Raw genomic sequence first — 14,855 nt, 5'->3', positions numbered from 1 at the left:
ATATACGTCTATCTGCGGGCTGGTCAGGCTGTCGTATTTAAACTAGGGTTCTACTCACCTATAGTTAGCCCACATGCGCAAATTACTTTCCATTCTTTCAGTTACCAGCCTCCTCGCTCTCTGCTCTTCGCTCTTTGCGGCGGAACGCCCCATTCGACAAGCTCAGGACAGGCCTAACATCATCATCTTCCTGGCGGATGATCTGGGTTATGCCGACGTGGGCTTCAATGGATGTGAAGATATCCCGACTCCTCACATCGATTCCATCGCGGAGAAGGGTGTGAAGTTTACCGATGGTTATGCGAATCATCAGGTCTGTTCGCCGTCACGGGCAGGGTTGCTGTCTGGACGTTATCAGCACCGCTTCGGCTTTGAAAACAACTCGGGGCCGGAGGAATACTCAGCCAAGAACTTTGGCATTCCGCGTGACGTGCCAACACTGGCGGAACGACTGCAGGAAGTGGATTATCGTACGGCCTGGGTGGGAAAGTGGCATGTGGGTTTCCAACCGGGTTTGCGACCTCATGAGCGCGGTTTTGACTACACTTACGGTTTTCATTCAGGAGCTCGTACCTTTTATCCCAACGGCCCACGACAGAACCATCAGATGTTCCAGAATGGAAAACCCTACCATGACGAGACCGAGTATCTGACGGATGCCTTTGCCCGCGACTCGGTGAGGTTCATTGAAGATCACGAGGCCAGTGATCGCTCTGAAGATCCCTTCTTCATATTCTTTTCGTTCAACGCGGTGCACCTGCCACTCGAAGCAACCAAGAAGTACGAAAGCCGTTTTCCAAAGATTAAAAACAAGAACCGCAAAACCTATGCCGGTATGTTATCGGCACTGGACGATGCCATGGGGCGAGTGATGGATACGGTGCGCAAACACGACGAAGAAGACAACACTCTGGTCTTCTTCTACAGCGACAACGGTGGTCCTACTCCACAAACCACTTCAAGAAACGATCCGTTACGAGGAACCAAGGGAACGATGTGGGAAGGTGGCATTCGCGTTCCCTTTGCCGTGCAATGGCCGGGACACATTCCTGCTGGAGAAACCTATAACCATCCCATCATGGGTTTCGACGTAACCGCCACTTCCTTAGCCGTGGCCGGTGTTGAGTTGGACGATGATGACCTCATCGATGGCAAGGATCTTCTCCCCTACCTCAATGGTTCCAACAAGAGCAAACCGCACGAACAACTCTTCTGGCGTTCCGGAGGCCAACATGCCGCACGCGTGGGCGACTGGAAGCTCGTAAAATCACGAGGCGAGGAAGAGATGCTTTTCAATTTGTCCCAAGACATCGGGGAGCAGGAGGACCTGGCAAAAAAGAATCCAGCAAAGTTTAAAGAGCTGCAAACAATCTACGCACACTGGAGTAGCCAAATGCAGGATCCGCGATGGATACGTCAGGACCGCACCAATGCCGAGGTCGGCGGGAAGCTCAAACAAGGCGTCCGTAGAGGAAACATCAGTATCGAAGAGCGACTGGCCCGACTCTTTGAGAACGACAAGAATGGGGATGGACGTCTATCTCGAAAGGAATACCAAAGCCAGCGCTTCGGTACCATGGACCGCAACGACAATGGCTTCATTACCAAAAAGGAAGCCACAGCCGCATTTAAACATTTTTTCGGAAATTAGCATTTGATTTGTGAAACGTTACCCCATTGCTCATAATGATCCTGTCTCAATTTACTGTATACCACCTCCAACAAAACAAATCTTTCAGACATAACCTTCTGGTAAGGTCCGTCTGATATGATTGGCCAAGGTCATCTCCATGGAACCCGAAGAAAAGAAACTACCCTCCGAACGCGTTGCTGAAAAACGCAAAGGAAGTAATCGTACCCTCGCAATCATTACGCGTCTGGTCCCGCCCATACTTATCCTTGCCGTAGGATGGTTCGGTTACTCTTCCTTATCCGTAGAACCAGAAGAAAAGAAGCGCCCGAAAGGAAAGCCGCGGCCCATCAAGACCCAGGTAGTGGAGCTCATAACCCAGGATTACCCCACTCAAATAGTAACCCAGGGAAATGTACGTCCTCACGACCAAATTACCCTGAATTCAGAAGTGTCGGGGAAGATTGTGAGTATCAGTCCCAGCTTTGAAGATGGTGGATTCTTTAAAGAAGGAGAGATTTTGGTGGAGCTGGACACAGCCGATTATGCAGCGGCAGTAGCAAATGCCGAAGCAAATGTCGCTCGAATGACCTCCCAGTATGCGCTGGAAAAAGCCCAGTCTGATGTTGCACGTGCCAATTGGGAGAAACTGAACTTAAATGAAGAACCTGACCCACTAGTGCTCCGCATTCCTCAATTAAAACAAGCGGAAGCCAACGTGAAATCTGCCGATGCTCAACTCGGTCGCGCGCAGCGTGAATTAGAACGCACTCGGATTCGCGCACCCTTTGATGGCCGGGTGAAGCAACGAACGGTAGGTCTGGGCCAGGCGATACGTATCAATTCTTCTCTGGGGACTATATTCGCTTCCGATTATGCGGAGATACGCCTGCCGATTCCTGGGGAGGATTTACCTCTTCTCGTTTTGCCGGAAGAGGTAGGTGATCCCCCCGTAGAGGTCGTGCTGAAAGACACTCTGAATCCCGCCAATGAAACCACCTGGAAAGCACAGATCATTCGCACCGAGGGTGCGCTCGACCCCAGCTCACTTGAATTATTTGCGATCGCTAAAGTAGATGATCCTTTCGGCATCATATCCGGTAAACCACCCTTACGAATAGGCCAGCCGGTAACGGCATCGGTTTCTGGTAAAGTACTGGAAAACGTCATGGCATTACCCAGACTTGGGGTAAAACGGCTGAACCAGGTTTACATCGTAGATCCGAAAAAGTTGACGCTGCACAACCGAACCATTGAGTCCGTCTGGTCGGATGAACACTATATACTGATTCGCGATCCAAACATTCCGGATGGATCGCTTCTGGCTACCACCAAATTAACTTATACTCCGGAAGGTGCGCAGGTAGAAATTCTTCCAGACATAGATCCGAACGCTCCCCTCAACACCACCATAGTGGATCCCAAGGCCGGTAAGCCGGATAAAGGAAAAAGTCTTAAAGGAGGCGGAGGCGGAAAAAAATGATAAGTTTCTGGATGGCTAAGCGGATGCGTGAAAAGGAAATGAACCGACTTTTAACAAACTGTAGGAGCAAACTTGTTCGCGACTCTTTGCATCTTCAGGTCGCGAACAAGTTTGCTCCTACAACAACTGTTTCTGAACCCCTTGCACTTCCATGATTCGCTGGTTCACAAAGAATGGCATCGCGGCCAACTTTCTCATGGTTGGCATCCTGCTGGCAGGTTTGTACACGGCCTTTTTCAAGATACCACTGGAAGTATCGCCTGCGCTTAGCTGGGACCTGGTAATGATGGATATGCGTTACCGAGGCGGCACACCCAAGGATATCGAAAAGGCCATTCTCATTCCGGTTGAGGCAGCGCTGGAAAGCGTTCAGGGCATTAAGGAATTGAACGCCGATGGCAGCAACGGCCGAGCCCGATTTTATTTGAGAGCCAAAGACGGTGTAGATCTTCGGGCATTAATGGATGACGTAAAAGCCCAGGTAGACACCATCAATACCTTCCCCAGAGAAACCGAACCTCCCCGCATATTTATCCCCGAATCCGCTAATTCGCGGGAAGTGCTCACCGTTGCAGTTTCTGGAGATCTGAGCGACCACGATCTTCTGAAAGCCGCTCGTCAAGTCAGGGATGATTTATTGGAAATTCCTGGGATCAGCCGAACCAACATTCAAGGAGACCGGAATCGGGAAATATCCATTGAGGCTGACGAAAAGCTACTCAGGTCTTACAACCTAACGTTCCAAAATATTGCCGATGCGATCCGTCGCAACTCCATCGATATGCCAGCCGGTTCCATTCGGACCGAAAGCGGTCGACTCAACGTACGAACAAAAGGACAGGCGTATTCAGAAGAAGATTTTTCGAAAATTCCCATTCGATCGGCCAACGGCGCCGATGTATTGATCGGTGAAGTGGCCACGGTAATCGATACCTTTGAGGGCGGAACGAAATTTGTTGAATTTAATGAGAAACCAGCACTCTACGTGGAGGTGATGCGAGTCGGGCAGGAAAGCGCGATCGATATCTCGGACAAAGTACACGACTATGTGGAGAACGCCCACGATCGTTTCCCGGATGGTGTGAATCTTCATATCTGGAAGGATGAGTCGGATAGCATTCGCGGACGACTGGATACCCTGGTCACATCCTTGTTCCAAGGCAGCATTTTGGTCATGATCATCCTGGGGATCTTTTTGCGCCCGCAGGTAGCATTCTGGGTTGTGTTGGGGATCCCGGTTTCCTTTGCAGGAGGTGCACTCCTCATGCCGGTTTTTGGGATTTCGGCAAACATCATGAGCCTCTTCGGTTACATCCTGGTATTGGGTGTGGTGGTCGACGACGCGATCATTACCGGGGAAAATGTCTACACGCAACTGAAGACAGGAATGGATCCCACCGAAGCAAGCATCCTTGGGACCAAACAAGTCGCCGTACCCGTAACCTTTGGAGTTATCACCACCATTGTCGCCTTCCTGCCCTTGCTCTATTTTGACGGTGTCTGGGGAGATTTTGCGAAACAGATTCCACCGATTGTAGGTGCGGTTTTGATTTTCTCCCTCGTCGAATCAAAGCTGATCCTTCCGGCTCACCTGAAACATGTCCGCGTAGGCCGTCACCCAAATTTCTTTACCCGATTCCAGGGTTCCATCGCTAACAATCTTGAGCGTTTTGTCGAAAAGGTGTATCGACCCTCCCTCAAGTTCGCGACATCAAACCGATTTTCGGTTCTGGCGCTTTTCACAACCATGGGTTTACTTATGGCAGGCTATTGCATAGGCGGCCGCCTCGGTTTTCAATCGTTCCCTTCGGTCGATACGGCTCGCCTGACCGCTACCCTAGCCTTTCCTGGTGATGTTCCAGTGGAAATCACAGATCGCTACATACGAAGAATAGTGGGCGCAGTCGATCAGTTGAAGGAGGAGTTTCTCGATCCTGGCACCGGTGAACCGCTGGTCCGCAATGTTTCCCTAGTCTCAGGCGCTAAGTACCCAGGAAAAGGGTACAGTCAATCGCAAGGGTTCGTCCAGGTGGAGGTCATCCCTCCAGAAGGTCGAAGCGAACCCGGACCCCGAAACAGCGTGATAGCCAATCGTTGGGCCGAGATCATTGGCCCCATCCCGGGGGCCAGACAATTCCGTGTGTATTCAGAATCCTCTTTCAAACAAGGGGGAGAGAACAACGAAGAATATTTAAACCTCGAACTGCGCGGCCCCAGCTCGGAGGGGAAAGCCGAAGTGGCAAAAAAAATCCGAGACCTGCTCATGGATTATGAAGGCATCAGCACCGCCTGGGCGGATATTAACTTCAGAGCGGAGGAGCTGGTGGTCTCTCTCAAACCACGGGCCATCGAATTAGGACTGACGCAACAATTGCTGGCACGCCAGATCAGGCAGGCCTTTTATGGGGAACAAGCCCAACGTGTGCTAGAGGATGTGGATGACATCCGGGTCATGGTTCGATTGCCGGATGACGAACGTGAATCTCTCTACACCTTCGAACGCATAAAAATCCGTGCACCGCGCGGCGCAGATGTCCCTCTCACCACGGTCGCAGAAATAAATTTTGCCCAGGCACCCACCTTTGTTGAACGTAACGATCGGGCGGAAATCATTCGCATTGGTGCACAACCCATGGATGAGACGGTGGATATCATCGGCATATCGAAAGAACTTACTCCGCAAATTCAGGAGTTCTGCAACGAAGTCGAAGGCATCTCCTACCAATGGAAAGGCTACGTGGCCGAAGCCGAAGAATCGAAGCGTCGCACCATTATCGGCTCCCTCGCCCTGATCTTCATTCTATACGCTCTTCTGGCTATTCCGTTCAAGTCGATGGTCCAACCCTTCTTTGTTTTGATCGCCCTTCCCTTTGGCGTGATCGGAGCACTACTGGGGCATATGATCATGGGATTGACGCCCTCTTACCTTTCGATCTTCGGTATGCTCGCCCTGGCTGGTGTGGTCGTAAATGACTCACTGGTGATGGTGGATTTTGTTAATCAGCGAACACGTGAAGGCATCCCACTTCTCGAGGCCTGCCTGGAAGCAGGAGGCAAACGCTTCCGCCCCATCATGCTCACTTCCATCACTACCTTTGTCGGGCTGCTTCCATTAATGCTGGAAACCTCTCTACACGCACAGTTCCTGATTCCGATGGCCGTGTCCCTTGGCTTCGGCGTGGTGTTTGCCACGGTCATTACGCTTTATTTGATTCCCTGCTCATTGCTAGTTGCTGAGGATTGTGGGACGGTATTGAGCCACATGAAGCAGTGGTATTTCCGGCCGTTTCGAAACAGAGGGGAAGAAGCATCTCAGGTAGCGTAATCGGAATTATCTGCAGGAGCTAGCTTGCTGCCGAATCAAACCTCCAAGGACTGACAAATCGGCAGCAAGCTACCTCCTACAATTTTAACATTCCAGTTGTCCCACTTCTCCACACCTCTGTAAGCTCCTTCCCATGAGTGAAGAAGCAGAGGCCAAAAAACCAAAATGGAAACTCCTGGGGCAACTTTTGGGAGCACTGGGCGTAATCCTGTCGCTCATCTTCGTGGCCTGGGAAATCCGGCAAAATACAGAGGCGGTTAAGAGCGCTACGATTCAGGCAATTTCTGAGCAGTCCATTGCAGTAGCAGACATGATGGTACAAAACGAAGACCTTAGAATCGCATTTTTACTCGCATGGAACGAGGCAGCCCTATCATCCGATCAAGATGCCCAAGTAACGTTCTTTTACGTGTCGCTCATGCGACTCAATATGAACCGCTATCTGCAATTTAAATTGGGAATCTTGGAAAAGGAGACGGTATTGTATTTGGGAATGCAGCAAGGGCCCTACCATTCCAACCATTTTAAAACATTCTGGTCTCAGGATAAAACAAGTTGGCCGGAGGATTTTGTAGAATTTATGGAAACGGAAGTGATGACCCGTCGCACAGAGCAAGGGCCTCTGATAGAAGCACTACAACGATAACCGGCGGACCCAACTTCGCCAGTGTAGGCTGCGGCGCTAGACAACCCCTTCCTAAAGTTTCCAATTGAGCTCAGCCCACAAACCTCCTAATACTCTTCCCTTACTCTTTCAATCTACCCTATGAAATCGATATCCAGGCGTTCCTTTTTACGTGGAGCGGGCGGTGCTTTAATGGCCCTGCCCTGGATGGAAAGTATTTCTCTCGCGGCCAGTCGACCCGTGCCCGCTCAGCGAATGGCCTTCTTCTACGTACCCATTGGGGTAGTTCGTAGAGGTTTCTTTCCTGGTGAACAGGCCGCGGCTATTCCTATCGGGAACAGCCCACCCGTCATTGATACCTCCTGGCTAAAAACCAAAGTAGGATTTCAGCCCATTCAATGGACGAATACGCTTCAGCCTCTAGAGAAGCTCCAAGACAAGGTGACTCTAATCACGGGCATGGATCGCACTTTCCAAAACGGCACCGATGTGCACGCCCAATGCGCATCCTGTTTTCTGAGCAGTGCCGAACCATTCTCCATTTCTAAATCGGCCTGGCCGCTGGACCGCACGCTCGACCAGATGGTGGGTGATCATGTGGGAAAGAATACACCTTTCCGTACACTCGAGTTAAGCTGCAACAGTCACAAAGATAACCTGGAGTCGATTTACTTTGATAATATCTCCTGGTACGGCACCGGTCATGTGGCGCCTTCCATTCGCGACCCACGCAAAGTGTATCGACGATTGTTTGTCACGCAGGAAATTCAGCGCTTTCGCAATATTACCGACCTGGTGCTTGAAGATGCCCGGTCTTTGCGATTGGAGCTGGGTTACAACGACAAACAAAAATTTTCTGAATACTTAGACTCCATTCGTACGATCGAAACGCAAATGGATCGACTGGAGGAAATGAAAGGTGAACTGAAGCAGGTCACCATGGAGGAACCCACGGCGGCTTACCTGCCTCGAGGCGAATACATTCGTTTAATGGGTGACCTCATGGTCATCGCTTTGCAAACCGGCCTGACCAACGTTGCGACCCTTATGATCGGTCCTGAACGATGGAATACGCCCTTCATGTTCGAAGGCCTATTCGACAATCCCGTGAGTTATCACAAGATGTCACATAACCAACCCGTTTATGTGGATCAATTAATGCAGGTGGACCGCTTTTACATGGATCAGTTTGCCTATACCGTGGAAAAGATGGACAGTATCATAGAGTCTGATGGAAGTAGCCTGCTCGATAACACGTTGTTCACTTATGGCTCCGGACTGGGGGATGGATCCACCCATCAATACAATGACCTCCCTATCGTAGTAGCCGGAACAGGTCAGGGAAAATTGAATACGGGGCAGCATCTCCATTGCCCAGACGGCACACCCCTCGCCAACCTATGGCTCACTCAAGCCAAAACCATGGGGTTGAATCTTGAGAAATTTGCTGACAGTACAGGCACACTGAAGCCGCTCCTCAGCTAAGGCATCCATATTATGGGTACGAAGCATCTTTTAGGAATATTTTTCTTCTGGGTCTTGCTTTGCACAACGGCCCTCACATTTGGGAAGAGCTCACCCAACATCGTCCTTATTCTGGCCGATGATCAGGGATGGAACGCACTTTCCACTCGGATGCATCCGGATATTCCGGGATCAGGCAGCACCTATTACCAGACTCCAAGGCTGGCGCAATTAGCCGAGGAAGGCATGCGCTTCTCGCAGGCTTACGCTCCAGCTCCTACCTGCTCACCCACCCGCTATGCCATTCAGTTTGGCCGCAGCCCATCCAGTCTTCAAATCTGGGCAGCCGACAATATCGGCAAGAACATCGATGCGGTTGTAAAGGACGCCCTGGCCAATCGCCTTAAGCAAGCGAATCCGGATTACGCATGTGCGCATATGGGTAAATGGCATATCGAGTGGGAGCCTTCAGAACTCGGTTATGACGTGGCCGAGTACGGGGATGGGCACAATCCGCACGCAACCCGAGGAAAGAACCGCAACAACCCGGATTCGCCTCACCCCCGGGATCCACGTTTCATCTTCAGCCTGACCAGAAAGGCTAATCAATTCATCAAGGAACAGGTGCAATCAGACAGACCCTTCTTCCTGCAAATTTCTCACTACGCCAACCACCTCACTTACCAGGCCCTACCGGAAACGATTGAAAAGTACAAGACCCAGCACGTGGACAAGGCGACCCCGTATCAAAAGAGTCCTTTGTGGGCTGCGATGAATGAGAACCTTGATAGCGGAGTGGGTAGTGTGCTCGACACCATCGATGCACTGGGCATTCGGGATAACACCTACGTCATCTACACCGCGGATAATGGTTACGAGGACAAGCATGACTTCCACCGACCTGTCGAGCAGCGGGGTTATTACAAAGCCTACCCACAACGCAGCCACAAATACCATGTAAGCGAGGGAGGTATTCGTGTTCCCTTTATTGTCCGAGGACCGGGAATCCCAGCGAATACCCATTCACCGGAACCGGTAGTAGGCACAGATATCTATACCACAGCCATGGAGATCATAAACGGCACGAGCCAGCTTCCAGACACAGTGGAAGGTGCCTCTTTACTCGACCATCTGAAAAGCAGTGGGAAACAACCGATCCGCCGCAAAGACCCTTTCCTCGTTTTTAAATACACCAAGCCCGACAACCGGCACGATCTCACGCTCATTCAGGGACAGCACAAACTCATCAAGGATGCCGACTCAGATCAACTACTGCTCTACGACCTGGCCGAGGACATCGGCGAGAGCAATAATCTGGCGGATGAGCAACCAGCACTGACGAAAGAACTCTACACCCAACTAACGGCCTACTTCAAACGCCTCGATTGGGATGAATCACAAATTCCCAAAAAATGAGCTATCCGGACAAAAGAATTAGAACCTTACCAACTATCCGCATGCTCACTAAGAAACCATTTTCTGTATTCCTGATATTTCTCGTTACCCACTTGACCTGCGCCGCCGCAGACAAGCCAAACGTAGTGCTCATGTTCATTGATGATATGGGCTATGGCGACATCGGTCCCTTTGGCAACACCATCAACCAGACTCCCAATCTGGACCGTATGGCAAGGGGCGGAAACATCCTTACCCAATATTACACATCTAACACCGCCTGCACGCCTTCCAGGGCAGCACTTATGACGGGCACCTATGCTACCCGCATTGGGATGGATGGAGTGGTTTGTTTCCCTAATGAAAAACGAGGTCTCAATCCATCCGAGTTTACCATTGGCGACGCTATGAAATCCGTGGGCTACCGAACCGGCATTTTCGGGAAATGGCACCTGGGAGATCAACGGGAGTTTTTACCCCTGCAAAATGGCTTCGATGACTATTTTGGCATTCCCTACTCCAACGACATGTGGCCGTTTAATCTTAATGGTCACCGGCACACTAAAGAAACCTACACGCCCCTTTCAGTTCTCAGGCAGGACGAAGTAGTAGCTTATGTCAGCGACGGAGCCGACCAATCCTTACTCTGTGAGGTCATTACTGATGAGGCCGTTAAGTTCATAAAGAAAAACAAAGACCAACCTTTCTTTCTTTATATGCCACATGCATATGTCCACTTGCCCCGCTTTGGTCGGCTGGATCTGGCAAAGAAAGCGGATGGCGATGTGGATAGAGCCACCGTTGAAGAAGTCGATACCAGTGTAGGTCGAATCCTTGATACCCTGGAGGAACTGGGGATTGATGAAAATACCCTCTTTATTTTCACCTCCGACAATGGTCCGGCACGTGGAATGAGCGCCGGACCCCTTCGCGGAAATAAAGGAGGCCCTAAATACGAAGGGCACATGCGGGAACCGACTCTCACCTGGTGGCCGGGAACCGTCCCAGCCGGTCAGGTCACCGAAGCGATAACCGCTTCGGTCGATGTCTTGCCCTCGTTAGCCAAATTAGTCGGAGCCGAAATGCCCAACGACCGCATCATTGATGGGAAAAACTCCCTGGAAGCCTTGCTCGGGAAACCGAAAGCAAAATCACCACACCAAGTACTTTTTTACGAGGTCGATGCCATTCGCCGCGGCAACTGGAAACTGGTTCGTGGAGGTAAAGGGAAGTTCGAGCTCTACAACTTGAAGAACGATTTGGGTGAAACAACGAACCTGATCGAAAAACGCCCCAAGCTGGCAAATGAGTTGAAAGCAATCCTCGATGCCCATGCAAAAGAACTCGCTGCTAACACCCGCCCTCCCGGAATGCTCGACCACTCAGATTTTCTCATCAGCGAACCAGGCGGCCTACCGAAACTTCGCGATTATTTGGGCATGAACGATTTCGAAGCATTGGAACGATCTGAATAAATCCTTATGAAAAGAATCTTGTTATCTTCAATGGTGGGTGTGGGATTAGCATTCGCAATCTGCGTAGAGGCGCAGACAGCATCTGGAAAGAACGCTTCCCCCGTCCCCAAATTTACCTTTTCGGACTCTTTGGAAGAACAGGAAAGGGAATTGGCTAACAATCCTTTGCTGGAACGGTTTCGCAAGTCTCGGGCCGAGTTGTTAAAAGATCCTCACTACCCGCGCTACCATTTCAGTAGTCCGGAGAACCGCTTGAATGATCCGAACGGTCTCAGCTATTGGAATGGCCAGTGGCATATGTTTTACCAGGGTTACCCACCGGAATTTCCTCGTCAGCATTGGGGGCATACCATCAGTGACGATTTGATTCATTGGCGCGATTTACCTTATGCCATTTACCCCGATCCGGAGCGAGCCTGCTTTTCGGGGACGGTCTATATAGAAGATGATCGGGCGATTGCCATGTATCACTATACGGAAGTCGGCTCGATGGTTGCTGTATCCAGTGATCCACTACTCTTAAACTGGGAGAAGCTAACCGGCAAAGCGGTGATTCCGGAATCCGTGGCCGGGGCACCCCCACTGCCGAACCGAATCTTTGACCCTTCCATTTGGAAGATTGATGGTGATGATTACTATTATGCGCTGACCGCTGGCCAATCTGAAGATGGTCCCGGCGGGAAATGGGTGCGCGCGGAATTTCTGCATCGCTCAAAGGACTTGGTCAACTGGGAATACATGCATCAATTCCTGGAAGGGGATCGTTTTGGAATCATCGGTGACGACGGAGCCTGTCCCTACTTCTGGCCGATTGGAGATGATAAGTATATTCTCATTCACTACAGCCACACGACGGGCGGGAAATGGCTCCTGGGAGACCTCGATAAGAAGCGGATGAAATTTGTGGCGACCGATGGCGGGGGCTTTAACCAAGGGGCCTCTGGACCTGGTGGCGTCCACGCTCCTTCCGCTTATCCCGACGGTAAGGGTGGCATCAATGTCATTTTCAATATGAACCCAGGCTACCCAAGCAAGGGGTGGAATCAGCTTATGTCGCTACCGCGCAAAATAACCCTGGCGCCCGATGATCCCTACGATCCCATTCGTCAGGAACCTACCGGGGACTATGCTTCGCTCCGTGGGAAACACCAAAGCGTTCAAAACCTCAGCTTACCTGCTAATGAGGAAGTTGTTCTAGAGAATATCCAGGGCAATACCATGGAATTGATTGCGAAAATTGATCCGAAGTCCGCCCAGACCATTGAAATTGAACTGCTGCGCTCACCAGGAGGGGAAGAACTTACCCGTCTGCTCATTCAGCCCGAACGTGGCAACAATCCCAGGATCTACGGAGTGATTAAGGCCAGGGAACGCAATAGATCGGGTGCAGTAGTCTATGATACGGTAGTCACACTCGACAACTCCAGGTCGTCCATCCTTCCAGACGCGCAGTCCCGCCCTCCAGAGATTGATAGTTTTCTGCGTGAGAAAGGTGCACCCCTCAAACTCCATGTGTTTATCGACCGCAGTGTGGTTGAAGTCTTTGTGAACGGGAAAGCCTGTGTGGCTGCTCGTGTGTATCCGGGAAGAAAAGACAGTCTCGGAGTTTCGTTGCGTGCGCAGGGTGCGGATGCGAAGCTGGTCTCACTCGATGCCTGGCAAATGGAAAGTATTTACGATGAAGATTAAACATTATTACCACCTGATTCTGGCGCTTTGTTTCGCGCTTTCTTCTGCCTTCGCGGCAGACCGTCCCAACGTCATCCTGATCCTGACAGATGATCAGGGCTATGGTGACTACAGCTGTCATGGAAATCCATTGTTGAAGACTCCAGAACTCGACAAGCTCCACGCCGAGAGCCTCCGTCTGACGGACTTTCATGTGGCTCCCATGTGCACTCCAACACGTGGCCAATTGATGACAGGAATGGATGCTATGCGCAACGGAGCTACCGCGGTTTGCCAGGGACGCTCCATGATGGGAAATGGAATTAAGTTGATGCCCGAGTATTTTGCTGAGGCTGGTTATTCGACCGGACACTTTGGTAAATGGCACCTGGGCGATAGCTACCCGCACCGTCCCCAAGATCGTGGTTTTCAGGAGACGCTGCATCATCCGGCTTGGGGCATAACCTCCTTGGCTGATCATTTCGGGAACTCCTATTGGGATCCCTGGCTGGAACACAACGGCGTTGAGAAACAGTATAAAGGCTACTGCACAGACATCTTTTTCAGCGAAGCCATGGATTGGATGAAGGAACAAAAAGAAGCCGACGAACCGTTCTTCCTCTATTTACCAACCAATACACCTCACGTCCCAAACTGGGTCGATGAGGAATACTCAAAACCTTACGCGCAAGTGGGGACCTTTAACGGGGTCGAGGTGCCGGCCGCCTTTTATGGCATGATCGCCAACATTGATGAGAATATGGGCAAGCTGGATGCCTTTCTGAAAAAAGAAGGATTAAAGGAGAACACCGTTTTGATTTACCTGAATGACAATGGTTCTCAAAGTAAGGAGGCCTCGCAAATCTACAATGCGGGCATGCAGGGATTCAAACGCGGTATGCTCGATGGTGGACACCGGGTGGGTTGCTTCTGGCGTTGGCCGGAAGGATTCCACGGCGCCCGAGACATTGGCGACCTGGCCATGGTTCAGGACATTCTTCCCACATTGGCTGAATTGTGCGGTTTGCCGAAACCATCAGCAGACATCAATGGAACCAGCCTCGCTAAATTGCTACAGGGCAAACAATCGAAATTGGATGACCGCAAAATCGTGATTCAATACTCCAACCGTAATACCTCAGCCGTTCGCTGGGATCATGCCATTGTGCTGTGGGACAAATGGCGCCTCGTGGGACCCGATACGCTCCACAATATCGCCACCGATCCACATCAGGATAATAACGTAATAAAACAATTTCCGGATGTCGCACAGGCCATGCGCGACCACTACGAACAGTGGTATACCGAGGCCAAACTCCGTTTCGATACACCCCGCTACATTACCGTCGGGAGCGATGCAGATCCAAGTCTGACGCTCTTTTCCAATGACTGGCAGGGAGGTTACTGTGACAACCCACCCAATTTGGTTGCCGCAAACACAACCGGTTATTGGGACATAGAAGTAGCAGAAGCAGGCACCTATGAATTTGAACTGCGCCGTTGGCCGGAATCGGCAAATTTGGCTTTGAGCTCGGGTGTTGAGGGAGAAAAAATAAAGGCTCACAATCCGTTCACAGGTTATGTAGGGGAACGTCCGATACACTACGCAAGCATTCATGTCGCCGGATTCCAGGAGACGATAGTTCCAAGAAAGGACGCGACCCATGCCACCTTTACTGCGAAGTTGGGTGCTGGAAAAACGAAGCTCAGCACTCTGTTTTCCGATATAAACGGAAACGAGTTGTGCAGTGCGATCTACGTCAAAGTCACACGGAAGTAGACCGGAAAGC

General features: G+C 51.0%; 9 protein-coding genes. All 9 read left to right on the top strand.

From position 1 onward, the window contains the following. The first annotated feature begins 73 nt into the window (after positions 1–73). The gene (locus GA003_00435) at positions 74–1,651 is read left to right on the top strand and encodes a sulfatase-like hydrolase/transferase (protein ID QXD28487.1); all 1,578 of its coding nucleotides are present in this window, start codon (positions 74–76) and stop codon (positions 1,649–1,651) included. A 139-nt stretch (positions 1,652–1,790) separates the two neighbouring features. Continuing rightward, positions 1,791–3,113 (top strand): efflux RND transporter periplasmic adaptor subunit, encoded by a 1,323-nt coding sequence (locus tag GA003_00430; GenBank protein QXD28486.1) that lies wholly within the window; start codon positions 1,791–1,793, stop codon positions 3,111–3,113. A 151-nt stretch (positions 3,114–3,264) separates the two neighbouring features. After that, positions 3,265–6,438, top strand: a complete 3,174-nt coding sequence (locus GA003_00425) for an efflux RND transporter permease subunit (protein ID QXD28485.1) — start codon at positions 3,265–3,267, stop codon at positions 6,436–6,438. Positions 6,439–6,571: 133 nt separating this feature from the next. Beyond that, on the top strand, positions 6,572–7,084 hold the full coding sequence (locus GA003_00420) for a hypothetical protein (protein QXD28484.1): 513 nt from the start codon (positions 6,572–6,574) through the stop codon (positions 7,082–7,084). Between the two features lie 120 nt (positions 7,085–7,204). Further along, positions 7,205–8,548, top strand: a complete 1,344-nt coding sequence (locus GA003_00415; GenBank protein ID QXD28483.1) for a DUF1552 domain-containing protein — start codon at positions 7,205–7,207, stop codon at positions 8,546–8,548. A gap of 12 nt (positions 8,549–8,560) precedes the next feature. Next, entirely contained in the window at positions 8,561–9,943 is a 1,383-nt protein-coding gene (locus GA003_00410) for a sulfatase-like hydrolase/transferase (GenBank protein QXD28482.1), read from the top strand. 41 nt (positions 9,944–9,984) lie between these two features. Further along, positions 9,985–11,397 carry a sulfatase gene (locus GA003_00405; protein ID QXD28481.1) on the top strand — a complete coding sequence of 471 codons (1,413 nt, stop codon included), beginning with the start codon at positions 9,985–9,987 and terminating at the stop codon, positions 11,395–11,397. Between the two features lie 30 nt (positions 11,398–11,427). After that, the gene (locus tag GA003_00400; GenBank protein QXD30300.1) at positions 11,428–13,086 is read left to right on the top strand and encodes a glycoside hydrolase family 32 protein; all 1,659 of its coding nucleotides are present in this window, start codon (positions 11,428–11,430) and stop codon (positions 13,084–13,086) included. Continuing rightward, positions 13,076–14,845 (top strand): arylsulfatase, encoded by a 1,770-nt coding sequence (locus GA003_00395; GenBank protein QXD28480.1) that lies wholly within the window; start codon positions 13,076–13,078, stop codon positions 14,843–14,845. Before GA003_00400 ends, GA003_00395 begins: the two co-directional genes overlap by 11 nt. Positions 14,846–14,855: the final 10 nt, after the last annotated feature.

This window comes from Opitutia bacterium ISCC 52 (genome assembly GCA_014529675.2).
Lineage (GTDB): Bacteria > Verrucomicrobiota > Verrucomicrobiia > Opitutales > UBA2995 > UBA2995.
The sequence above is the reverse complement of the archived record's forward strand: the minus strand, read 5'-3'. Positions and strand labels throughout refer to the sequence as shown.

Coding starts and splice junctions, on each gene's coding strand:
- GA003_00415 (QXD28483.1), top strand. CDS start 7,205: ATGAAATCGATATCCAGGCGTTCCTTTTTACGTGGAGCGGGCGGTGCT.
- GA003_00435 (QXD28487.1), top strand. CDS start 74: ATGCGCAAATTACTTTCCATTCTTTCAGTTACCAGCCTCCTCGCTCTC.
- GA003_00430 (QXD28486.1), top strand. CDS start 1,791: ATGGAACCCGAAGAAAAGAAACTACCCTCCGAACGCGTTGCTGAAAAA.
- GA003_00395 (QXD28480.1), top strand. CDS start 13,076: ATGAAGATTAAACATTATTACCACCTGATTCTGGCGCTTTGTTTCGCG.
- GA003_00410 (QXD28482.1), top strand. CDS start 8,561: ATGGGTACGAAGCATCTTTTAGGAATATTTTTCTTCTGGGTCTTGCTT.
- GA003_00425 (QXD28485.1), top strand. CDS start 3,265: ATGATTCGCTGGTTCACAAAGAATGGCATCGCGGCCAACTTTCTCATG.
- GA003_00405 (QXD28481.1), top strand. CDS start 9,985: ATGCTCACTAAGAAACCATTTTCTGTATTCCTGATATTTCTCGTTACC.
- GA003_00420 (QXD28484.1), top strand. CDS start 6,572: ATGAGTGAAGAAGCAGAGGCCAAAAAACCAAAATGGAAACTCCTGGGG.
- GA003_00400 (QXD30300.1), top strand. CDS start 11,428: ATGGTGGGTGTGGGATTAGCATTCGCAATCTGCGTAGAGGCGCAGACA.